This window comes from Yoonia sp. R2-816 (assembly GCF_046762905.1).
Taxonomy (GTDB): Bacteria; Pseudomonadota; Alphaproteobacteria; order Rhodobacterales; family Rhodobacteraceae; genus Yoonia.
Genome location: NZ_JBKQXN010000185.1, coordinates 242,796 through 266,019 on the forward strand (window position 1 = coordinate 242,796; position 23,224 = coordinate 266,019).

Sequence of the window (23,224 nt, forward strand, 5' to 3'; positions counted from 1 at the left end):
TCAGAGATCGAATTTGGGCACGCCGTAATGATAGCCCTGCAGGCAGTCGACGCCGAGGCTTTTGAGAAATGTCGCCTCAGCCTCGGATTCGACCCCGTCGGCGATGGCGAACATTTCGAACTGATGGGCGACGGTGATCAGCGCCTCGGTCAGGACCTGATTGTCGGGATCATTTTCGATATCCTTGATGAAGCTTTTGTCGATCTTGACCAGATCGAAAAAGAAATCCTTGAGATACCGAAACGCGGTCATCCCTGCCCCGAACCCGTCGAGTGCGAAAGCCACCCCCTTGGGCTGCATTTCGGCCATGAACCGGATCACGTTTTCATGCAGCATCATGGCGGAGGTTTCGCTGATTTCAAAGATCAGCCGGTCGCCCAGATTGGACCGGTCCAAGAGCCCATGATCGAGGATGCGCCGCCATTCCCCGTCGCCGATGGACCGCGCCGACAGATTGACCGACAGCCGGATGCCCGGATTCTGTTTCAGCTTTTTCAGCGCCAGATCAAGCGTGATGCAGTCAATCTGCCGCCCCATCCCGGTTTCTTCGACGGTGGGCATGAAATGCGCCGCTGGGATGATCCGGCCCGCGTCGTCCATTAGCCGCACCAGCCCCTCGTAAAAGGCGATGCGCGGCTGTGCGTCCGCCGTGACGATTGGGTGAAAGGCCAGTTTCGCCCGCCCGGCTGCCAGCGCGTCGCGCACGAGGCTCATCACATCCGCATCGCGGCTGGCCATTGCGTAATGCAACGGGTCCAAAAGGGCCTTTTCGTCGATTTCTGCGCGGCTGAGCGTGGCGTTCTGCATGATCGGATTCCATACTGTCTGCGCAACATGGCCCATGGCCTGCTAACAACTGATTAAGGACAGAGCATGGTGGAACGCTGCGGCTGGGCCGGGACCGAACAGATCTATGTCGATTACCACGACACTGAATGGGGCGTGCCGGAATATGACAGCCGCGCGCTGTGGGAAAAACTGATCCTTGATGGTTTTCAGGCGGGTCTCAGCTGGATCACGATCCTGAAGAAGCGCGAGAACTTTCGTGCTGCTTTTGCCGGTTTTGATCCACATGTGATTGCGGACTGGGGCGAGGATGATGTGCAGCGCCTGCTGGCCAATCCCGGCATCATCCGCCATCGCGGCAAAATCGAAGCGACCATTGGCAATGCGCGGGCGTGGCAGGAGATCGAGGCGCGGGACGGGTTTGACCGTATTTTGTGGAACTATGTGGACGGCGTGCCGCTCCGGACGAGCCTATCGGACCGCGCGCAAATGCCAACCCAATCGCCTTTGTCGGAACAGATATCAAAGGATCTGAAGAAAGCCGGGTTCAAATTTTGCGGCCCGACGATTGTTTATGCGTTCATGGAGGCGACGGGGTTGATCAACAATCACCTGACGACATGCTTTCGGCATGAACCGTGTGCGGCGCTGGCGCGTGACCCGGCATCTGTCTGGCCCTGATCCGGCCCTTATTTCAGCACTTCGTAAGAGGTGATGCGGCCCCGGAAATAAGGGGCGTAGACGCCGTCATTCACATAACCGACCTCGGCCATTTGCGGAACACGGCGCCCGCCGATCTCTTCATAATCGGAAAATACGCCACGCCATTGACGCAGAACCCTTTCGCCGGAAGAGACATCAGGCCGGTCGTCCGCCGTAACTTCGACCACGTCACCCGCGTCATCGAGGTGAAACCGCACCACGGCAGACCCCGGGGGTAGCGCCAGTTCCGCTTCAACTGTCTGCGCGTCGATCTGCCGCCAGAGGATGGAACCGTTCGAAACAATCGCGTCGGGCGCGAATGGCAGTTCTGCCAGATAACGCATCGCCTCGCCTATATCTGCATCTGGCCCGGTGAACTGCCCGACGCGGATCGATCCGAACAGCCGCACCTCCAGCAACCCTTCGCCGCCAGTAAAGCGATCCATCACGCGGACAGCCGGTACCGGCCAGCCCGCCCCATGGGCCACCCAGACGAATGCCGGTTCGGCGATGGCGATATGCTGGTGGGTTTGAGAGGTCGACCAGGTCTCGCCCTGTAGCACCTGGGCCTCTTGCGTCAGATGCACCGCGCGCGGCGGGTTCGCCTGACTAGCCAGCCCCCGCCCAGCGAAACGCCGCATGGCTTCAGGGATTTCGGCGGGGTCGCGCAGGTCGGCGGCAGGTGCCGTGCGGATGCTTTGTTCTTGCCGTGTGATCTCGGCCAGAAACCGCCCGGCAAGGAAAAACTGGGCAAGGACGGCGGCGAGCAACAGGATCAGGCAGACGAAAATCGCTGTCTTCATTGGATAACTCCCCAGAATACAAAGGCGATCTAGCATCTGTCAGCGGAGCGGGCATTGACCTATCGCAAGGAGCGGAAGGTGTCCGGCAGGGCGGTCAAAATGCCGATATTCGGGACGTTCCGCGCACGCGGTGTTTCACCACCGTTTCAGCGCATCTTCGTCTTCATCCTTGGCAGCGACCCAATCCGCCCCCTGATCGGTGATTTCTTTCTTCCAGAAGGGCGCACGTGATTTCAGGTAGTCCATCAGGAAATCGGCGGCGGCAAAGGCGGCTGCCCGGTGGGCTGCGGCGGTGGCGACCATCATGATTGGCTCGCCGGGTTTGAGCGGGCCATGGCGGTGTATGACCAGCGCATCGGCGAGGGTCCAGCGGGTCACAGCCTCTTCCACGATCTTGGTGATCGCGGATGTGGTCATGCCGGGGTAATGTTCGATCAGCATTTCCTGCAGCGTGCCATCCGTATCCCGGACCAGGCCTGTAAAGCTGACCACCGCACCGATATCCGTTCGCCCTTGCGCAAAGCCGTTCAGTTCCGCCCCGGCGTCAAACGGTTCTGACTGGACCCGGACCTGCATTCAGCCGCCTGTCATTGGGGGAAAGAACGCGACCTCGCGCACCCCGGCGAGCGGCGCATCGAAATCGGACAATTCCTGATCGAGCGCTACCCGCAACGCACTGATATCGGCAAAGGCGGCGGCATAGCGGTCTTCGCGGGTTTTCAGCTCTGCGATCAGGTCGTTGACCGTTGCGGCCTCGGTTTCCACCGTTTCCTGCGGTACGCCGATCCGTTCCCGGACCCATGCGAAATACATTACGTTCATCAGCCAACATCCTTCAGATAGGGGCGGGCCTTGCTGAAATAATCCCAGCCGGTCATCAAGGTAAGCAGCGCCGCGACCCACAGCAATGTGATCCCCCCCCACCAACTGACATCAAAACCGATGCTTTTCCAGCGCAGACCCAGTTCATCGGGGATCGATCCATCCAGAATGCCCATAATCATGATTGGGTCCATACCGATGGTCTGCTCAATCATGTAATGCTCAAACGCGCCTCTTGAAAACAGGACCGCGATAGCGACCATCTGGGCGGTGGTTTTCCATTTCGCCAGATTGGTCACCTTGAGCGTTCCTGCCGTATCCCCCAGAAATTCGCGCAGGCCAGACACAAATACCTCACGAAATATGATGACCGTCGCTGGCAGCAGGATCCACGGGTTCATGCCGGAAAAGCCGGTGATGACCACAAGTGCGATGATCACCATCGCCTTGTCGGCGATCGGATCCAGCATCGCCCCCAGTTTGCTTTCCTGTTTCCACAGCCGGGCCAGGTAGCCATCAAGGAAATCTGTCACCGCTGCCGACACAAAGAGCACCAGCGCAAACCAGTCCGCCCAGGGGCGGTTGAAGTACAAAAACATGATCACCACGCCGGGCGCCGCCAGAAGGCGGAGAATGGTGAGGATATTGGGCAGGTTCAGTTGCATGGGTCAGTGGTAGCGCGTGGGCTTGGTTGACGCCAGAGGGGGCGTGATATCAGCGCTTTGCATTTTGGTGGCATATGCGTGCCTGATCCATTGGCGGCGTAGTGCAGGATACCGCCGGGCAGCGCCCGCCCCAAAACGGAACCGGCGAAAAGATGCCTGCAAATCATGGGCTTGCGCCGTATCCCGCGCAGGTTTTGGACATGTCTCAACCCGACCTGCCCTTTGCCGCATAGTCCGACCAGCACCACAACCAAAAGAGGTCTGATATGCCACAAGGGTCTTTCCAGGATTTTCTGGACGCGATGCGCGCATTTGAAAGCGGTTGGGACCGCGACCGGTATGAAACGGGTCGGATCACCGATGCGCAGCTGACGCAATGGGCCGGCGGCCCGGTGCAGAGTTTCTATCCGCAGTACACATCCTGGGGCCAGTTGTCGGACAGCGAGTGGAAAGCAATGTCCTATACCTCGACCAATGCGCTGGGGTTTGTGGGCTATCAGTTTGGCGAGGCGTTGCTGATTGATCTGGGGTATTACGACGACGATGTCTTTTACGGTAGCGGTGCCGCTACCAACACCTGGGATGGCACCTGGACCGGCAAGAATGGCGTCGATTCACTGGCAGACTTCAAGACCGAGGTCGCGCAGGAGGTCGCCATTCGCGAGGCGTTTGGCTTCAACCTCAAGATCATCGAGGAAGGTCTGTCCTATCAGGGGGAAAGCCTGGAGGATTATATCGGCACAACCCGCACTTATCAGGATGGCGGGGCGACAGTGAATGTCACGCTGACCCTGACCGGTATCATGGCGGCCGCCCATCTGCGCGGCGCCTATGGCACGCTGAACCTGTTGCAGGCGGGCAATGTGTCCACCGATGAATATGGCACCACGATCCTGCGTTATATTTCTGATTTCGGCGGCTATGATGCCCCGTCCGTGGCCGAGGCCATCGCTTACTTCGAAAGCCGCATGACCGGTGACGAAGGTCTGGGCGTGCCAGACGGTGGCACCCCGGAGACTGGCGGCGACGACGGGGGTATGCCTGACGGCGGCGGCGATGCCGGGGGTGCCCCCGGCGGGGGCAGTGACAATGCGGCCATTACAGCGGCCAACGCGACCCACGTCATAGACTGGGCGTGGGGACGGACCGTTGTCGACCCGAGTTTTGATCCGGCGACCGATACGATCTTTATCGCCTGGATCGCGGCCGACTCGATTGACGTCACCCAGACCGCCCAAGGCGTCGTCTTTTCCGTCCCTTCAAACAACCAGTCACTGACCCTTGCGGGTGTGACGCTGGACGATCTGGACATGTCCCGGATCAGGGCGCTGGAGGACACGACCCGGGCAGAGCTGGCCAGCCTGATCTCGCATACTGGCGGCGACGTCCCGGGCGATGGCGGGCATGGCACCGGGGGCAATGCCGGCGGCGATGATGGCCATGGCGGCATGACCGGACAGATGACAATGATCACCCTGACATCGGGTGATCAGACAGTGGCCGGTTTCGACCCGTCCATGGATATGGTCCATATCGAGGGCGGCATGACCGCAGAGCGCCTGCAGATCTTTGAGGAAAGCGGCGATGCGCTTGGACTGACCACCCGCATTGTCGTGCTTGATGCGGCAGGCGGCGTTCAGTCAACCACCATCCTGCTGGATATCGGGCTTGATGATCTGAGCATGGCCAATTTCTCAATCGCGGAGCAATCGGCCCTGAATGAGGTGGTCGCGGCAATCAATGCCGTCGTCACCGATCCGGGCGGTTCAACCGATGGGTTCCCGGTCACTTATGACACCGACGGGTCCACCCCTGTTGCGACAACCGGGCAGACGGACCTTGGGGGCACCAAATTCCGGGCCGATATCAACGCTGACGATATCACCGGATTTGACCCCAACCGCGATGAGATTGATGTCGGGGGCACATCCGTCCATGGCTTGATCATCACCAAGACCCCGAATGGCGAACTGGTGCTGGACAGCCCGTGGTCGACCGCCATGCAGATTGTGCAGGGCGTGCAGATCACCGACCTGACCATGGCCAATTTCGGGATCGTGGGGAACGAACATCTGCGCCAGGATCTGGGCGGCGTGATGAGCTGGGAACTGGGCATCGGCCCGCGCGAGGCTGACACGGTCTATGTGCGCAGCCATGAATACGGCGTCAGCGAAGTGATCGACAATTTCGACCCCGGCACGATGAAGATCAGTTTCCTCTATTTCGGTACGCGCGAACGGCTGAGCGTGGAGGATACGAGCGCGGGCCTTGTTATTTCTTCCTTGCCGACCGGGCAGAGCATGACCTTGACCGGGGTAACAAAGGCCGACCTGATCCCCGGTCTGATCGAGTTTCACCATGATCAGGTTGTCGAGGATAATCTTGAGATACCCTTTGGCTATAGCGCCGAACAGGTCACGCTGGTGTCGCGCGCTGGGCTTTTGACGCCTGATGCCCCTGCCGGGGCAGGCACGGACGGGTTCCAGACCCGCACAGGTGATACGACAGGCGTTCCCGATGGTCAGCCCGATCCGGGTGACGGCGACGGCAACCCGGACACCGGCGGCAATCCTGACACGGGTGGCGGTCTGCAGGGTTACGAGACACTGTTGTTCGATGATACCACAGCGGACACGGCCGAAATAAGCTGGAACTGGGCCAAGAAAACCGCGATCAGTGGGTTCGATGTGAATGATGATGTGATCGACCTGAACGCGCTCGGCTCCGGTCAGGTCACCGCCCGCGAGGCCGATGGAAACCTGTATTTCGAGGTTCTGGGCAATGGCGGGAACAGCACCGCCCTGGCGGGCATTCAGGCCGAAGACCTCAGCATGTCGAACCTGACCGCACCGGGCTGGAACACCGTCCTGTCCAGCGACAGTGACCTGATGGTGCAGCTGACCAGCCTTGGCTTTGACATGATATAAGCCTGCACCCCTGCCGCTGCACCGGACTTGAAGCGGCAGGGGAATTCCGGGGCAACATCGCTAAACTTCGAACTACTTCATGTTTGTCGTTTACCTGTTCACAGGTCTTTTTTCCTACGGTCTGTCGCAAGCGTTGACAGTGTTTGGACAGTACATGGACCTCATTCCTTCGAAACTACGGCAATTCGTGGCGCATGTCGGCGTGATTCCGATCTTGTTTTTCCTGTCCGCCATCGTCACCTGGCCCATCCTGGCCGAGATGGAGCTATTCGAAAGGTTCTACTATTATAGCCGCGCGCATGAGGATTGGGACCTGGATGAGCTGGGAATGCTCGTCATCAACCTGTCGATCGCGTTGATTTTTTCAGCCATCTATCAAAGCAGGCGGCTGAAAAAACTGGTGCATGAACGCGAGTATCAGCGCAAGCGGGCCGAAAAGAACGCGCGCCATGACCCGCTGACCGGGTTGATGAACCGCCGGGCTTTTGAGACCAAGCTGGAGGTCGCGGGACAGCACCTGTCTGATGCCGATGAATGCTTTATCGCGATGGTCGATCTGGACAAGTTCAAACCGGTGAATGACCTTTATGGGCACGCAGCCGGTGACGCGACCCTGCGCGCCGCCGCACAACGGTTGCAGGCCGAGGTTGGTGAGGCTGGCGCGATCGCGCGGTTGGGCGGCGACGAATTTGCTGTCATCTTTGAACGCGGACTGGACGCGACACAGGTCGAACGTATCGCGCGCCGCCTGCTGCATACGATGACGCAACCCTTTGATCATGATGGCGCGCAGATCCATATTGGTTGCAGTATCGGCCTGATGAACTGGTCGGCTGACATCTCCGGAACTGAGGCATTGCGCCGGGCCGACAAATCGCTTTACGACGCCAAGACGCAGGGCCGTAACAGGTTTGCGTGGTATGATGCCGAACTGGATCGGCAGTCCCATGAACGCGCCGAAATACAGGCCGATCTGAAACTGGCCATCGCCAAAGACGAGATCGAGGCCTGGTTTCAACCGATCATTCAGATCGAGACCAAGACACTGATCGGGTTTGAGGTTCTTGCGCGCTGGACACACCATAAGCGCGGGCCGATTGAACCAAGTGTCTTCATCGAAATCGCTGAAGACAGCGGGCAGATTGGCGCGCTGGGATTGAGTGTGCTGCGTCAGGCCTGTCGTGCGGCCAGTAACTGGGACCCGTCACTCACCATTTCATTCAACGTCTCACCGCTGCAGTTTCATGACCCCAATCTGGTTGATCAGATCAAGGAAATCCTGACGCAATCAGATTTCGATGCGCATCGTTTGACCATTGAGGTGACGGAAAGCTCTATCATCAGCGATTTTGGCGTGGCACGGACAAAGCTTGATGCGCTCAAGGCACTGGGTGTCGCCGTCGCGCTGGATGATTTTGGCACCGGGTATTCCAGCCTCGCCAGTCTGCGCCAGTTGCCGTTTGACCGGATCAAGATCGACCGCAGCTTTGTCACCAATATCGCGGGTGAGCCGCAAAACCAGAAGATCGTGACCGGGATCATGTCACTGGCCAAGGGATTGGCCCTTGATGTGACCGCCGAAGGCATCGAAAGCCGGGAAGACCTTGATTATCTCGAAGGGTTGAGCTGCTCACTCGGTCAGGGTTTTTTGTTCGAACGGGCCGTACCCGCCAAACATGTGGCCTGGCTGGTTGACGAACAATGGAGCGACTGGGCAAAGGGACCGACAGAAATCACCGAAAAGGTGGCTGTACTGCAAAGCAAGGCGAGCTGATGATGGCCTGCCGTGCCCGGTCGCGCCGCCGCGTTTGGCGGCGCCCTTGAGATTTACAATACAGATTTTTCGCTGGTCTCGTTCTCGTCTCGGCTGCACCCGTCGTGAAAACAAATAAGCTGAATGATGTCTTTTGGGTTTAACCTTGGCTTACACCTTCCACTAATGGGCCGCGCGGCTTGTGCCGCAGATGAGGGAACAGATCACTGTCATGGTGTGACAGTCTGATGTCACAATCAAAGCTCAGCCGTTTTCGTGAAAGAAGTCATAGATTGTTTGCGCCATATTGGCCGATACGCCGTCAACCGCTTTCAGGTCGGCAAGGTTGGCGCGGGCCACGGCCTTGGCTGATCCGAAATGGGCCAGCAGGGCGCGTTTGCGGGTCGCACCGACGCCGGGGATATCGTCGAGTGGGGTAGCCCCGATCGCCTTGGATCGTTTCGCGCGGTGGGTGCCGATGGCAAAGCGGTGCACCTCGTCCCGCATCCGCTGGATGAAGTAAAGCACCGGATCATTGTGGCGCAGCGCCATGACGGGTTTAGCGGTGCGGTAAAACTCCTCTTTGCCCGCATCGCGATCCTCGCCCTTGGCGACGCCGACCATGGGGATATCGGCCACGCCGAGTTTGTTCATGATTTCCTGAACAGCGCTGACCTGCCCGGCCCCGCCGTCGATCAGCAAAAGGTCGGGCCAAGTGCCTTGGGTCCGTTCCGGGTCTTCTTTCAGAAGGCGCTGGAAACGGCGGGTCAGCACCTCTTTCATCATGCCGAAATCGTCACCTGGGGTCAGTTTCGTGTCCTTGATATTGAACTTGCGATACTGGTTTTTGTCGAACCCGTCAGGGCCGGCCACGATCATGGCCCCGACCGCATGAGCGCCCTGGATATGGGAGTTGTCGTAAACCTCGATCCGTTGCGGCACCTTGTCCATGTCGAATGCCTCTGCCACGCCTTTGAGCAATCTGGCCTGCGTGGCGGTTTCCGACATTTTGCGCGCCAGGCTTTCGCGGGCGTTGCGCAGGGCGGATTGGACCAGTTCCGCCTTTTCACCGCGTTGCGGGATGATGATGTCGACCTTGCGACCCGCCTTTTCACACAGCGCGTCCGCCATCAGATCATCATTGTCCAGGCCATGCGACAGGATCAGCATGCGCGGCGGTTCGCGGTTAGAGTAGAACTGACCAACGAACGCCTCCATCACTTCTGAAAGGTCTTCGTCCCCGCTGATGCGGGGGTAGTAATCGTGGTTGCCCCAGTTCTGATTGGCGCGGATGAAGAACACCTGAACGCAGGCCTGCCCCCCATCGGTATGCAGCGCGATCACGTCCGCCTCTGCCGTGGATTGCGGGTTGATGCCTTGGGCTGATTGGACCTGCGTCAGCGCCTTGATCCGGTCGCGCAGCGCGGCGGCGCGTTCAAATTCCATGTCGGCGCTGGCCGCCTGCATCTGCTTGGCGAGCGCCTCCTGAATGCCCTTGGTGCGGCCTTGCAGAAATTGTTCGGCATCACGGACAGAGGCCGCGTAATCCCGTTCCGAGATCAGCCCGCAGCACGGGCCCGAGCAACGTTTGATCTGGTATTGCAGGCAAGGGCGCGTGCGCGTTTCGAAGTCGCTGTCCGAGCAGTTGCGCAACAGGAACACACGCTGAAGTTGGTTCAGCGTTCGGTTGACCGCACCCGCCCCGGCAAAGGGGCCGTAGTAGTCACCTTTTTGCTTTTTCGCGCCCCGGTGTTTCTTGATCATCGGGAAAGCGTGATCCTTGGCCACGAGGATATTCGGGAAGGATTTATCGTCGCGCAACAGGACGTTATAGCGCGGCTTGAGCTGCTTGATCAGGTTCTGTTCCAAAAGCAGCGCCTCGGTTTCCGTCCGGGTCGTGAGGAACATCATCGATGCAGTTTCACGGATCATGCGGGTGATGCGCGGGGAATGCTGACCGGGGCGTGCGTAGCTGCTCACCCTCGCCTTTAGGTTGCGCGCCTTGCCCACATAAAGCACCCGGCTATCCGCATCCAGCATGCGATAGACGCCGGGCGATGCATCCAAGGTCCGCAGATACCCCTGAATGCAGTCATATCCTGTCACTGGTGTCTTGGTTGGCTGCTCGGTCATGCTCGGGTGTCTTGTGATTCTGTGCTTGCTGCAATGGTAATGCAGCGGGGACAAGAGGAAAGGCATCCACGGTTTCTGTGGATAACTCGGTGGGTTAAACCTTGGCAGGTGGAATTTTCTGTTGTTTTCGGCAGACTTCGTCGAAATGCCTAAAAAATAGGCAGTATTTCAAGTCGTTGATTTCATTATATATTTTTATTGATATATGCTTAACGCCTTGAAAAATAGGCGCTTTGTGACAGTTTCGTGAACGCGCGGGCGGGCCAGTGCGTAACTTTGCCGTTGCGTCATTCAACCCCAAGCACATCCGGCGTTTCCCAGGCCAAGTGCTGCCCCCCGTCAACCGCCAGCATTTGCCCGGTCACAGCAGGCGCATCAAGGAAATAACCCAGCGCCGCAGTGATGTCAGACGGGTTTGCCCCGCGCCGCAGGACGGTCGCGGCCCGCTGCCTGTCAAAGTGTTCCTTGCTTTGCCGATGCCCCTGCAATGTTGGCCCCGGACCGATCCCGTTGACCCGCACACGCGGGGCGAGTGCCTGCGCCGTCGTTCGCGTCATCGCCCAGAGCCCCATTTTGGCGATCGTATAGCTCATGAATTCCGGGGTCAGTTTGTGAATGCGCTGATCCAGCATGTTGATGACGAGCGCCTGGGCTGTTGGTTCACCCATCTCATCATCGAACGGATCGGGGGTTTGTGCGGCGAAATGCTGGGTCAGCACAAAGGGTGCGCGCAGGTTGGATTCCAGATGCCTGTCCCAGCTTTCGCGGGTCGCGTTTTGCACCGTGTCATGTTCAAAGATCGAGGCGTTGTTGATCAGACAGGTCAGCGGCCCGCCAAGCGCATCGACGGCCCGCCCGACAAGGGCTTGCGTCGCATCCTCATCCAGCAGATCGGCCTGCAACGCGGTCGCCTGCCGCCCCATCGCCTGCAGTTGGGTCACCGTTTCCTCGGCCCCCTGCCGGGACCCGGCATAATGCACGGCGATATCGTAGCCGCGTTGCCCGAGATAGAGCGCCATCGCCTGCCCCAGCCGCGCACCGGCACCGGTGACAAGCGCCTTCATGGCCGCCCCTTTTCACAGACGCAGGGCCCTTTGCCGATCTTGAACCGCTGGCATTTCGGGCATTTGGCCGAGGCCAGCCGGCTTTGCCCGGGGAACCGCCATTTGCCAAAGATGCCCAGCACCACCATGAAGGCCAGAAAGAAAAAGATCGCCTTGAGGATCATAGGCCGAACCGGGCGAAGGCGGCGCGATCTTCGATACTGCTGATCGTGTCATCCACGATCCGTGCGCCGAACCGGGACAGGATGGATTTCCTAGCGCCGTAGCGTTTGAATTTCACATTGTCACCAAAGCGTTGTTTCATCACCGGGGCCAGATGGCCGATATCGTCGACCAGCCCTTCGTCGATCCCTTTCTGGCCGATGAAAACCTCACCGGTGAACAGATCAGGATTGTCGGACAGCTTGGTGCCGCGCCGCGATTTGACGTAACCGATGAAGGTTTCGTGCAGGTCTTCCAGCCAGCCCTTGAGCTTTTTCACATCTGCCGGTTTTTGCGGCTGGAACGGGTCCAGCAGGGATTTGGACTTGCCCGCCGTGTGCACCCGCCGTTCGATCCCATAATTGGCAATCGCCTCATGCGCGCCAAAGCTGGAACTGATCACACCGATCGAGCCGGTCAGCGAGCACGCGTCGATAAAAATCTCGTCCGCAGCACAGGCCAACCAATAGCCGCCCGAGGCCGCGACATCTTCGACAAAGGCGAAAACTGGGATTTTCTTTTCGTCGGCCAGCCTGCGTATCCGCGAGGCGATCAGCGAGGATTGCACCGGCGACCCGCCAGGGCAGTTGATTTCCAGCGCCACAGCGGCGGGCTTGCCCTTGCTGAACGCCTTTTCGATGACAGGGGCGAGGCTGGGGTTATCCAGCCCGCGCGCGCTATTGCTGATCGCACCCTGCAGCCGGATCACCGCAACAAACGGATCGGATTTGGTAAAGGGGATATATTTCATAGACGGTTACTTAAACCTTCGCCTGCCACCTGCAAGTCACTCTCTGATCCGCCAACCAGTGCGGAAGATCCACCAGATCACGGCAAGGCAAATCCCGGTGAACAGGGCGATAGCCGCGAGCGACACGCCGATACTGACATCTGCCGTACCAAAGAACGCCCAGCGGAAGCCGCTGATAAGGTAAACGACAGGATTGAAGAGCGTTATGGTCTGCCACACGGGCGGCAGCATCGTGATGGAATAGAAAGATCCCCCCAGGAACACGAGCGGCGTGATGACCAGAAGCGGGATCAGCTGCAACTGTTCAAAGTTGCCCGCCCAGATGCCGATGATGAAACCCAGCAACGCGAAACTGATGCAGGTCAGCGTCAGGAAGGCCAGCATGGCGATGGGGTGGGCGATTTGCAGATCGACAAAGAAATAGGCCGTACCGAGGATGATCAGCCCGATGAACATGGCTTTGGTGGCTGCGGCGCCCACGTAACCCATTGTGATTTCGAGGAAATTTACCGGCGCTGAGAGCAGTTCGTAAATGGTACCGATAAACTTGGGAAAATAGATACCGAAGCTCGCGTTGGATGTGGCCTGCGTCATGACCGACAGCATGATCAGCCCCGGCACGATGAATGCACCGTAGCTGACCCCCTCAACCTCCTGAATCCGGCTGCCGATGGCCGCGCCGAAGACGACGAAGTAAAGCGATGTGGACAGGACGGGAGAGATCAGACTTTGCGTCAGCGTCCTGAAGAACCGTGCCATTTCAAAGACATAAATGGATTTGACGGCGGTGAGGTTCATGCCTGCTCCTTTACCAGCCCGACAAAGATATCTTCGAGAGAGCTTTGTTTGGTCTGGATATCTTTCATTTGCAGCCCGCTGGCCTGTAGGTCGTTCAGCAGGGTCGTGATGCCCGTGCGTTCGCCTGTCGTGTCGTAGCTGTAGGTCAGGTGCAGCCCGTCATCGGACCGTTCAAGCGCGTATGAATTCAAGGTGTTAGGGATTTCGCTGATCGCGTCGGACAGGGCGATTTGCAGCTGTTTCTGCCCCATCTGCGCCATCAGGTCGGCCTTGTCCTGCACCAGCAGGATTTCACCCTTGTTGATGACACCGACACGGTCGGCGATCGCCTCGGCCTCTTCGATATAGTGGGTGGTCAGGATGATGGTCACCCCGGACGCCTTGAGTCGTGCGACGACCTCCCACATGTCCTTGCGCAGTTCGACGTCGACACCGGCGGTGGGTTCATCGAGGAACAGGACGCGGGGTTCGTGAGACAGCGCCTTGGCGATCAGCACCCGCCGCTTCATACCGCCGGACAACATCATGATCTTGCTGTCTTTTTTATCGTCGAGCGATAGTTGTTTCAGGATGTCTTCAACATACGCATCATTGCGCGGTTTGCCGAACAGGCCGCGTGAGAACCGGACCGTGTTGAAGACCGTTTCGAATGGTTCGAGGTTAATCTCCTGCGGCACCAGACCAATCAGATCGCGGGCGGCGCGGAACGATGTCTGCGTGTCGTGCCCGCCGACCATGATGCTGCCGGATGTGGGCACGGTGATCCCGCAAATCGTTGAAATCAGGGTGGTTTTCCCCGCACCATTGGGGCCGAGCAAGGCGAGGATCTCGCCCTCTTCGATGTCAAGACTGACGCCTTTGAGGGCCTCGAAGCCCCCGGCATAGGCCTTGCGCAGGTTCTGGACGGTAACGATGGACGGCATGAGGCAACCTTTGGGTGGGTCTGACGAACCTAATCCGGGTTGCGGGGGAGGGAAAGGTCTTAACGTGGCGAACCCTGTTTTGGAGCCGCGCAACACCCCGGCTTTGCCGCGATCCACGACTCATGTGTTAACGCTGGTGTTTTGTCCGTTTTGGCCGGTCGGCATCGCGTCGGCAAAACGTCGGACTTGCGTCGGACCCTTTGGCGGCGTTTTGCGGGGTTAATGGTCCGCGCGGTGTGTCGCGTTAACGATTTGGGTGGGGGTGGAAGCCTACGCTACAGCGTGCAGACGATCATATCGCAAGTCAAAAGACGCTAGCGGTCAGGCCATCAACTGACGCATTACATGCAGGCAGGCGCGGGTAGGGAAGGTCCAGAAGGAGCCCATTTTTTCTGATGCTGCACTGTGCACCAATGTCTGTATTGAAACGATGCCGGGTCTACACAGGACGTCGATCAACTTCAATATGACCAAGCGTTGGACCGTATATCACGTAAGATTGCATATGCGATCCAGATAACGCCGACGCTTGCGACAATCTCGGCGACGGTCATCACCACGGCTGGTAAGGCAATCGCTGCCAAGGTCGGAAGTGTACCAGCCGCCCAAAGCAGCAATGCTGGTTTCGGGAGCATTCCGCTGCGGAAGAGTGTCGTTGCAAAGAGCAGGACGCCCACAACGTAGAGGATGACAGAAGCAAAAATTGCGAGTCCCGTGGTCCCCGCGATGAGCGTAGCGAGTGTGTCCGCCTCAAGTGACGGAAACACGAAGGCATCGGCGAACAGGAAGCCTGCAATACCCAGGAAGCCAAATGTCGCCAACAGAAAGCCCGACAGGTTTGCAACGCCGGTTTTTTGATGAGCAAAAACATAAAGCGCCTGTAGTCCCAGCACGCCTAAACACACACCGACAAAGTTCATCAGCTGGGTAGCTGCGTCGGGCATGAAATCAGCGAATATGTTCAGTACGCCGGAAACTGCGAATGCAGCGGCTCCGACTGCTACGAAGGAATTGAGTCGCATTGGAAACCCTCATATAATGGCATCTGATATAATATCAAATGATATGATAATGACAACACATAATCCACCTTCGACCGACGACGACAGGCTTTCAACACTTCCGCTGGGCCTATTGCTTGGCCGCATCAGCGGGGTATTTCGGGCGCGACTGCTTGAAGCCTGTCAGGACATTGACAGTGACGTGCGTCTCATTGGCTTGGCTTTGGCGATTAAGGGCAACCCAGGATTCACCCAAGCAGATCACGCCCGATTTCTCGGCATTGATCTGAACACGGCAAGCCGATTGGTCAACCGAGCAGAAGAACTTCGGATGTTGCGCAGGGCACAGTCGGCATTGGACCGGCGCGCGTTTACTTTGGAACTGACCGCTGCGGGCGAAATGCTGGCGACACGGGGGGCCGAAGCAATTGACCGCCTGGAAAGGGATTTAGAGGAAGCTGTAGGTGAAAGCGAATTCGACGCATTCAGAAGAACCGCAGAGCAAATCCTCCGCTATTTCGGATGAGCAAACCCATTTTCCCGTTTCGGCGTAGTCACCAATCGCAGTACGGTCGCTTGGCTTTTATGAAAGGAGCCATTGGCGAGATGGACGTGAATGCCCCCTAAATACGCTAGCCAGACCTCCTGGCCAGAGATGCCCGACCCCGGCGTCAACACTCCATCTTTCTGACAGCTTTTCGGATTTTGCGCGTTGCCGCTGTTAGGGCGAGGACGCGCCGTAGTCTGCAGGCCCCGGTTTCATCATCTGCGCCACATCAAGCATCCGGCACGAAAACCCCCATTCATTGTCGTACCAGCCGAAGATGCGCACCAGCCCGCCTGCGGTCACCCGCGTTTCGGGGAGTGAAACGATCAGGCTTTCGGGACGCGCCCGCAGGTCGGATGACACCAGCGGTTTGTCGGTGTGCCCGATGATGCCGGATTGCTGGCGAATGACGTCATGCACGTCGGCAAGGCTTGCTTTGGTCTTGAGTGTCACGGTCAGGTCGATGGCAGAGACGGACGCGGTGGGAACCCGGACCGCCGCAGCCTCGATCCGGCCGGCAAGGTCGGGTAGCACCTGATTGAGCAGGTTTTGCGCGGATGTGGTTGTCGGCACCATGGATAGCCCCGCCGCCCGGCTGCGCAGCATATCCCCGCGCGGGGCGTCGATGGTGGGCTGACTGCCGGTGTAGCAGTGGATGGTCGTCATCCAGCCGGTTTGCAGCCCCCATGTGTTGTCGAGCAACCTGACCATGGGCGCGAGCGCGTTGGTTGTGCAGGAGGCGTTCGAGACGATGGACTGATCGCCCAGCAAGCCTTCATTGGCCCCCAGCACCATTGTCAGGTCAGCAGCCTCCGACGGGCCGGATATGAGGATGCGCCCCGCCCCGGCCTGCAACCCCCGTTCGGCGATGTCCCGACTATTGGCCTTGCCAGTGCACTCAAACATCACATCGATATGACCAAGGTCCAGCTTGCTGACATCCGAAGTGCGGTGAAGTGGAATTGACCTATGGTCAACCATAAGGCGACTTTCCGCCCATTCGACCGTTCCGGGGTAGGGTCCGAACACACTGTCATAGGCAAACAGATGCGCGCAGAGGTCCGGTGACGCAATGTCATTGATCCCGACGATCTGCAGGTCCGGCGCCCATCCGGACGCCCAGGCCCGCAGCACCGTACGCCCGATCCTACCGAAACCATTGATAAAAATCCGTGTCATGGCAGATCCCTACACCGTTGCAGGGATGCTGCATCTTTGTTGCGACCGCTACAAGGAGGGTTTCGCAAAATGCTGCAATGCCGCTATACCCACAAATGTAAAGGATTCGTTAATGTGACCTTCCACGGGAGTATCGAGGGAATCGGGCGCGAATCTGTGTGGGACAAGAATGCTTAATCCATGAAACCTGGCAGAATGCCAATTTTTTTGTGCTGTCGCTGATATATTCATCGACCGGTCGCCCGTAAGGGCAAATTGACTGCGAAAGCGCACCTATACAGTGATTATAGGCGAAAAATCGCCAACCACTGTTTCATGATTAGGTGATAATGTGTCTTAAAGCCCGTCATTGCGGGCCATGAAACAACAAGTTGGCGTCACTTTTTAGCCCAATTTGAATGAGACTAGAAACTAAGGGCTAGCGGAATTCCGTCTGGCCGCCGAGTTTGAAAGCTGGATGTGAAATGGGTACGCCGCAAGTGAAAGATAATGCAGACGAAAAGGACAATTTCGTCGATGAGCTGAAGCCGGGCACCAAGTTGATGCACGGTCAGTATACAATCGACCGTTTTCTGAACGCGGGCGGCTTTGGCATTACCTATCTTGCCAAGGACAGTCTCGACCGCAAAGTTGTCATTAAAGAGTGTTTCCCCGGCGCGTTTTGCCGTCGCAGCCGTTATGTCGTGCAGGCTCGTTCGCGCGCCCACCAGAACGAGCTGAAATCCATTGTCCGCCTGTTCGTGCAGGAGGCCCGCAGTCTGGCCAAGCTGGACCACCCCAATATTGTGGGTGTCCACCAGGTCTTTGAAGACAACGAAACCGCCTATATGGCCCTTGATTTCGTTGAGGGTCGCGATCTGCTGGATACGATCGAGGATCCAAATCACGGCCTGACCCCGCCCCAGATCAAGAATATCCTCAAAGAGGTTCTGGGCGCTGTCGGCTTTATCCACGATCAGGGTATCCTGCACCGTGATATTTCGCCCGACAATATCCTGATCAACGAACAGTTCCATCCGGTCCTGATCGACTTTGGTGCCGCCCGTGAAGAGGCCACCAAGCAAAGCCGCGTGTTGTCCGCCCTGCGTGTGGTCAAGGACGGCTATTCCCCGCAGGAATTCTATATTGCCGGATCCGAGCAGAGCCCGAGTTCTGACCTTTATGCACTGGCCGCATCCTTTCACCATCTGATTGCCAAGGATGTCCCCCCGAACTCACAGGCCCGTCTAGCCGCGATTGCGTCGGGCGATTCGGACCCCTACGAGCCGCTGATCGGTCGTTTCCCGGAGTATGACAGCGATTTCCTCGCTGCGATCGACAAGGCGCTGGCCGTTCTGCCCAAGGATCGTCTGCAGTCCGCACAGGACTGGATCAACATGATGGACGGGGTTGAGGGCAATGTGACCTCACTCAACGTTGTCAAGCCCGCTGCCGGTGGTGCGGCGGTCGATGCCAATGGTCAGCCTGCAACAAAATCCAAGATGCCCCTGCTGCTGGGTTCGGCTGCCGTTGTGGCCCTGCTGGTTGGCGTTGGTGCCTTTATGATGACCGGCAGCGAAGAGCCTGCTGCGGCCGTTGCCACGACGCCTGAGGCGCCCGTGACAGAAGCCCCAGCCACCGAGGCCCCTGCACCTGTCGAAACTGCGGCGGTGGAGCCGCCTGCTGTTGAGGCCCCTGTCGAAGCCGCCCCTGAGCCGGTTGCGGTCGCACCTGTGATTGAAGAGCCTGCACCGGTTGAGCCCGCCCCAGTGGAAGAGGTCGCCCCCGCATTGCCCGGACCGGTGATCGTCGACGCGACAGAGCCGTCATCCGCGCAGGAGCCTGGTCCACGCCCTGTTATTGTGACAGGTCCAGAAGAGGCCATCGAGCAGCCTGTGCCGACAATTCGCCCTGCTGCCCGCCCCGAAAACCTTGAAATCGCTGCCGTTCCGGAAATCGTGGCACCTGCCCCGCTGCCCGAGCCGGTTGACACCCCGCGTCCGGTCACAACTGAACCTGCAGCGAACGCGGAACTGCCCAATCAGCCAGCGAACCGCCCGATTGCCGATGCATCAACCCCCGAAGTTGCCCTGCCAGCCATCCCTGATGCGGTTGCCGCCATTGGATCCGGTCTGGTTGTTGACGAAATCGCAGCTGTTGTGCCCGGAAATGAGCTGACACCGTCGGAAGTGACCACAAACTGGTCCGTGCAACTCCCGTTCGAGGCGGATCCCCTGTCGCCGAACCGGGTTGGCCAGGTGGCGTTCATTTCGCCGATCTGGGTGCGCGAAGGTCTGGTCATCACCACAGTGAACGGCACCCCGGTTGATACCATCAACGATATTCCACGTGTTCTGCGCGGCACCACTGCGCCGGGCGATGCGGATCAGATCGAAGTTGTCTTTGGCACGTTGGACCCTGCGTCGGGCGTAACCGAAGGTCAAAGCTGGGTGGTTCCTGTTGTGCAGGAGACCGCGCTGGCGAATGGCTTGCGTTTTGAGACGGTGTTCAATGGCACCGATTGGCGCACGTCTGTCACCGAAGTTCCTGAGGGTCTTGCTGGAGGTCTTCAGGTTGGTGATGTTCTTCTGTCGAGCATCACCACTTCAGAAAACATCACTGGCCGCGACACGATTGCCGAGATTTTCGAGCGCGAGTTGAGTGATGGCTCGGGGCAGTTTGCCTTTGAGGTCCAGCGCGGGGATGGCCGTTGGGTAGCTCCGCTTAGCTATGATAGCGGCGAGTAGTGCAACCAATCCTCGTCTGTGACGTAAATGGAAGGTAGGTAAAATGAAATTTCTTCGCTCTATTTTTGGCAAGAAGCGTACAAATGAAGATGCTGGTCGTGCGTCCGGATCTCTGGAACAGTCGTATCGCGACACCATCGGATCCATCGTGGATGAGAACCAGGCGCTGCAGCCCGGCCAGAACGGCGACGTGGCGGTCACGGATATCCTGACCAATATCAACAGCAAGGTGAACCACGGCGACGGTGCCGAAGCGGCCCCTGCGGTGAATATCTGGGATATGGATGACAATGCCGGTTCGACCGAGCTACCTGCGACTGCGCCATCGGCGCGCAGCACTTCTGCGGCTGCCGCCGCCTCTGCCGCGGCGTCCCGGTCACCTGCCCGCGCCCGCCGGACCAAGACACGCCTGATCGGTTTTGACAAATCTGACGGTGATGTCGTTGATATCTTCAATGATGCACCCGCGATCCCGTCTGCGCCTCCCGCACGGCGCACCAAATTCCCGGTTGGCTGGATCGTGGTCGCCGAAGGCCCCGGCCGCGGCGAAAGCTTTTCCCTGTTCGCCGGCATGTCCCAGATCGGACGTGGTGAGGATCAGGCGGTGCAGCTCGATTTTGGTGACAATTCCATTTCGCGCACGAACCATGCGGCGATCGTCTATGACCCCGAAACAGCGGAATTCACGCTGGGTCATGGCGGCAAGTCCAATATCGTGCGCCTGAACAACAAGCCGCTGATCAGCAATGAGACGCTGAAAACCGGTGATGTGATGCGTATCGGTGAGACGGTTCTGCGTTTCGTAGCCCTCTGCAATGAAGATTTCAGCTGGACTGACGATGACGCCGACGGGGAGGATGAAGATGTGGCGATCGCCTGAACCTCGTTTTGACGTCGCTTCGGCGATTTGTCAGGGCGGACGTGACTATCAAGAAGACGCGATTGTCACTGACTTTCCCTTTGGGATGGACAGTGGTGTTGTGGTCCTTGCTGACGGCATGGGTGGCCATGCCGCCGGTGACGTGGCCAGTAAGATCGTGGTCACCGAAGTCTATAGCGAGCTGAAGTTTCAAAGCGCAAACTTTGCTGATTTTGAAACCGAGATCCCCCATTACCTGACCTCTGCCGCGGTCAACGCAAACAACTGCGTCCGCGAGCATGTGATGGAACACCCCGAAACCCGGGGCATGGGTGCCACGCTGGTGTCACTGGTGCTGGTTGAAAACCGCATGTTCTGGATGTCTATCGGTGACAGCCCCCTGTATCACTATCGTGCAGGCAAGATGCAGCAGTTGAATGAGGACCATTCGATGGCCCCTCAGATCGATTTCATGGTGAAGTCGGGCTTGCTGGACCCTGAGGCAGGCAAGAACCACCCTGATCGCAACTGTCTGACCTCTGTGATCCTGGGTGATCGCGTGGCGAAGTCCGATTGCCCCAAGACCCCGTTCGAATTGCAGGTCGGCGATATTGTCGTCGTCTCCTCTGACGGGTTGCAATATCTGGAAGACGACAAGATCCAGAAAATCCTGCACCGCTATCGCCGCCGCAAGAGCGCCGAAATCTGCGGGTATTTGCTGGAGGCGATTGAGGCCCTGGCAGACCCCGATCAGGACAACTGTTCCTTCTCGGTCATCAAGCTGAACCACAACAAGCCGGTAATCCGCGCTATCCGCGCCAAGCCGATCGGCCATGTGGAAACCCATGCCGCCACTGTCACCCGCGTGGTGCAGATGGATGATGATGCACCTGGGGCCGATGGCATCCCTGCCGGAAAGCCCAAGGAAAAGATCAGCGGTGATCTGCAGCTTCCGCCGGTCATCAAGGAAGTCAAACCGGTCAAACCGGTTGACCCGAAGGCTGATGCCAACAAGACCGACGACACAACAGACACACCAGATCAGGAGGTTGATGCGGCTGCGCCGCCGGCTAAGATAGCCGCCGGAGGTAAGTAATGTCGAATCGATCTCTGGGCGCGCGCGTCCAAGAACAACTGACGCAGGCAGTAGAGTCACATCTGCTGCCTTCGTCCGTACAGGAGAAGGCAGAACATCTGCTGAGCCGCCTGCAGAAACCGGTGCGTATCGCCCTGTTGGGCCGCCCCGGATCAGGCAAGTCGACATTGCTGAACCTGTTGGTGGGCGCCATCGTCCTGCCGTCTGACACTCCCTTTCCGACCCTGCAGTTAAGCTATGGCGAGACCCCGCAATCGGTCGTCACGCTTGCGGACGGCAGTAAGCAGACCGTTGACCATGCCGACGGCGACAAGATCGCCGCCATGTCCCCCGCCTTTGTCGAAATGCAGATGCCACTGGCCGCCCTGACCAAGATCAGCCTGCTTGAGGTGGTGACACCCGACGATCCGACCGCCCTGCAACGCGCCAGCCAATGGGCCAGCAAACGTTGCGAGGTCGCGATCTGGTGCACCCAGTCATTCAGCAAGATCGAACAGTCCCTTTGGTCAGAGATGCCTGACATCATCAAGGATCACGGGTTTCTGATGTTGACCAAGGCGGATTTCCTGCGCGCCAACAACATGCTGGATCAGACCCTGGACGGTATCAACATGATTGCCCGGGATGAGTTCGCCCATATCATGCCCATCGCGACCAAGCAGGCCATTGCGGCCCGCCGCCCGAACAAGACGGTAGACAAGGACCTGATGCGCAGCAGCGGCGGCACCGCCCTGATTTCGGCTGTACTGAAGCAGGTGGATATGGGCCGCCAGACCGCCGTGGATATGGCTGATATTCTGCTGCATCAGCATGCCGATGTTCTGGCCCCCATTCTGTCGCCCGAAGCAGCGGACGCCACGCCAACGCCGAAACCTGAGCGGGAACCCGCCGAGATTGAAACCGCAATCGACGCCACTGTTGCTGAGACTGAAACGCCAGCGCCACAACCTGACGCTGCGGCAGCACCAGCGGCAACCGTCGAGGAGCAGGACGCCGCATCCAATATCGTCACGCTACATCCGGCCTCGAGAGAGGCCTATGAGGCGGCGGTGGCTTACATCATTGAACAAAGCCGCGCACTGATCGCGGAGGTCGATAATATCGACGATGGTGGCGCTGCGACCATAATTGCAAAGGCTGTGGAGCATGTGCAGTGGATCAGCGATCACCTGAACGAGAACGGTGATGACGCCGACGCAGCCCTGCAAACAGCCCGCGACGCGGCAATGGATGCCGCTGATCTGGTCCAGTTGATGCAGATGGAAAAGCGTGATAGCGCTGCAATCGAGGCGCTTAGTCTGCTCTTGCAGCTCAAGCACGAGTTGCAGGCCGATCTGGCGGCGTAAGCTGTTGCAACAGCTAACAATTTTATGAAAACTGTGCCACACTTTTGCCGTTCTGGTCTGTTTCCATTATGGCAATAAAAACAGTGTAAGCCTCGTGATTTGGCGACGAGGCTATCAACTGGTAAAGGTGGTGCCAATAAGA

General features: G+C 58.4%; 21 protein-coding genes. 8 read left to right on the forward strand and 13 right to left on the reverse strand.

The genetic code is table 11. The features are described from left to right. Positions 1–807 carry an EAL domain-containing protein gene (locus ACFWW2_RS10665; protein ID WP_393928008.1) on the reverse strand — a complete coding sequence of 269 codons (807 nt, stop codon included), beginning with the start codon at positions 805–807 and terminating at the stop codon, positions 1–3. Between the two features lie 66 nt (positions 808–873). Between ACFWW2_RS10665 and ACFWW2_RS10670 the strand changes: the two genes are divergently transcribed. Further along, on the forward strand, positions 874–1,467 hold the full coding sequence (locus tag ACFWW2_RS10670; protein WP_393928009.1) for a DNA-3-methyladenine glycosylase I: 594 nt from the start codon (positions 874–876) through the stop codon (positions 1,465–1,467). Positions 1,468–1,475: 8 nt separating this feature from the next. Here the strand turns inward: ACFWW2_RS10670 and ACFWW2_RS10675 are convergent, their stop codons facing one another. The 4 genes from ACFWW2_RS10675 to pgsA form a co-directional block, all read right to left on the reverse strand. Further along, positions 1,476–2,291, reverse strand: coding sequence for a DUF6544 family protein (locus ACFWW2_RS10675; RefSeq protein ID WP_393928010.1), 816 nt, complete (start codon positions 2,289–2,291; stop codon positions 1,476–1,478). Between the two features lie 135 nt (positions 2,292–2,426). Continuing rightward, positions 2,427–2,867, reverse strand: a complete 441-nt coding sequence (locus tag ACFWW2_RS10680) for a molybdenum cofactor biosynthesis protein MoaE (RefSeq protein ID WP_393928011.1) — start codon at positions 2,865–2,867, stop codon at positions 2,427–2,429. Next, positions 2,868–3,113 (reverse strand): molybdopterin converting factor subunit 1, encoded by a 246-nt coding sequence (gene moaD, locus ACFWW2_RS10685; protein ID WP_393928012.1) that lies wholly within the window; start codon positions 3,111–3,113, stop codon positions 2,868–2,870. After that, entirely contained in the window at positions 3,113–3,778 is a 666-nt protein-coding gene (pgsA, locus tag ACFWW2_RS10690; RefSeq protein ID WP_393928013.1) for a CDP-diacylglycerol--glycerol-3-phosphate 3-phosphatidyltransferase, read from the reverse strand. The genes moaD and pgsA overlap by 1 nt, the downstream gene beginning before the upstream one ends. Before the next feature lie 266 nt (positions 3,779–4,044). On the opposite strand from pgsA, the gene ACFWW2_RS10695 reads away from it, so the two are divergent. Further along, on the forward strand, positions 4,045–6,705 hold the full coding sequence (locus ACFWW2_RS10695) for a hypothetical protein (protein ID WP_393928014.1): 2,661 nt from the start codon (positions 4,045–4,047) through the stop codon (positions 6,703–6,705). 154 nt (positions 6,706–6,859) lie between these two features. After that, positions 6,860–8,479, forward strand: coding sequence for a putative bifunctional diguanylate cyclase/phosphodiesterase (locus ACFWW2_RS10700; RefSeq protein WP_393928015.1), 1,620 nt, complete (start codon positions 6,860–6,862; stop codon positions 8,477–8,479). A gap of 243 nt (positions 8,480–8,722) precedes the next feature. Here the strand turns inward: ACFWW2_RS10700 and uvrC are convergent, their stop codons facing one another. From uvrC to ACFWW2_RS10735, 7 genes are all read right to left on the reverse strand, one after another. Next, on the reverse strand, positions 8,723–10,591 hold the full coding sequence (uvrC, locus tag ACFWW2_RS10705; RefSeq protein WP_393928016.1) for an excinuclease ABC subunit UvrC: 1,869 nt from the start codon (positions 10,589–10,591) through the stop codon (positions 8,723–8,725). Between the two features lie 287 nt (positions 10,592–10,878). Then, positions 10,879–11,655, reverse strand: coding sequence for an SDR family oxidoreductase (locus ACFWW2_RS10710; RefSeq protein ID WP_393928017.1), 777 nt, complete (start codon positions 11,653–11,655; stop codon positions 10,879–10,881). Beyond that, on the reverse strand, positions 11,652–11,819 hold the full coding sequence (locus ACFWW2_RS10715) for a hypothetical protein (RefSeq protein ID WP_393928018.1): 168 nt from the start codon (positions 11,817–11,819) through the stop codon (positions 11,652–11,654). The genes ACFWW2_RS10710 and ACFWW2_RS10715 overlap by 4 nt, the downstream gene beginning before the upstream one ends. After that, positions 11,816–12,607: a S49 family peptidase gene (locus ACFWW2_RS10720; protein WP_393928019.1), complete on the reverse strand. Its 792-nt coding sequence runs from the start codon at positions 12,605–12,607 to the stop codon at positions 11,816–11,818. Before ACFWW2_RS10720 ends, ACFWW2_RS10715 begins: the two co-directional genes overlap by 4 nt. A 36-nt stretch (positions 12,608–12,643) precedes the next feature. Continuing rightward, on the reverse strand, positions 12,644–13,405 hold the full coding sequence (locus ACFWW2_RS10725) for an ABC transporter permease (protein ID WP_393928020.1): 762 nt from the start codon (positions 13,403–13,405) through the stop codon (positions 12,644–12,646). After that, the gene (locus tag ACFWW2_RS10730; RefSeq protein ID WP_393928021.1) at positions 13,402–14,328 is read right to left on the reverse strand and encodes an ABC transporter ATP-binding protein; all 927 of its coding nucleotides are present in this window, start codon (positions 14,326–14,328) and stop codon (positions 13,402–13,404) included. The genes ACFWW2_RS10725 and ACFWW2_RS10730 overlap by 4 nt, the downstream gene beginning before the upstream one ends. 461 nt (positions 14,329–14,789) lie before the next feature. After that, complete coding sequence (locus ACFWW2_RS10735; protein WP_393928022.1) at positions 14,790–15,272, reverse strand: hypothetical protein; 483 nt, start codon at positions 15,270–15,272, stop codon at positions 14,790–14,792. On the opposite strand from ACFWW2_RS10735, the gene ACFWW2_RS10740 reads away from it, so the two are divergent. Then, positions 15,271–15,855 (forward strand): MarR family winged helix-turn-helix transcriptional regulator, encoded by a 585-nt coding sequence (locus tag ACFWW2_RS10740; protein WP_393928024.1) that lies wholly within the window; start codon positions 15,271–15,273, stop codon positions 15,853–15,855. The two genes, ACFWW2_RS10735 and ACFWW2_RS10740, sit on opposite strands and share 2 nt — an antisense overlap. Positions 15,856–16,050: 195 nt before the next feature. Here ACFWW2_RS10740 and ACFWW2_RS10745 read toward each other — a convergent pair whose 3' ends face one another. Beyond that, entirely contained in the window at positions 16,051–17,055 is a 1,005-nt protein-coding gene (locus ACFWW2_RS10745; protein ID WP_393928026.1) for a type I glyceraldehyde-3-phosphate dehydrogenase, read from the reverse strand. A 464-nt stretch (positions 17,056–17,519) separates the two neighbouring features. On the opposite strand from ACFWW2_RS10745, the gene ACFWW2_RS10750 reads away from it, so the two are divergent. From ACFWW2_RS10750 to ACFWW2_RS10765, 4 genes are read left to right on the forward strand one after another with little or no spacing between them, the layout of a single operon-like run. Next, complete coding sequence (locus ACFWW2_RS10750; protein ID WP_393928027.1) at positions 17,520–19,781, forward strand: serine/threonine protein kinase; 2,262 nt, start codon at positions 17,520–17,522, stop codon at positions 19,779–19,781. 43 nt (positions 19,782–19,824) lie between these two features. After that, positions 19,825–20,661, forward strand: a complete 837-nt coding sequence (locus ACFWW2_RS10755) for an FHA domain-containing protein (RefSeq protein WP_393928028.1) — start codon at positions 19,825–19,827, stop codon at positions 20,659–20,661. Continuing rightward, positions 20,645–21,736: a PP2C family protein-serine/threonine phosphatase gene (locus tag ACFWW2_RS10760; protein ID WP_393928029.1), complete on the forward strand. Its 1,092-nt coding sequence runs from the start codon at positions 20,645–20,647 to the stop codon at positions 21,734–21,736. The genes ACFWW2_RS10755 and ACFWW2_RS10760 overlap by 17 nt, the downstream gene beginning before the upstream one ends. After that, positions 21,736–23,082, forward strand: a complete 1,347-nt coding sequence (locus ACFWW2_RS10765) for a GTPase (RefSeq protein ID WP_393928031.1) — start codon at positions 21,736–21,738, stop codon at positions 23,080–23,082. The genes ACFWW2_RS10760 and ACFWW2_RS10765 overlap by 1 nt, the downstream gene beginning before the upstream one ends. Positions 23,083–23,224 lie beyond the last annotated feature (142 nt).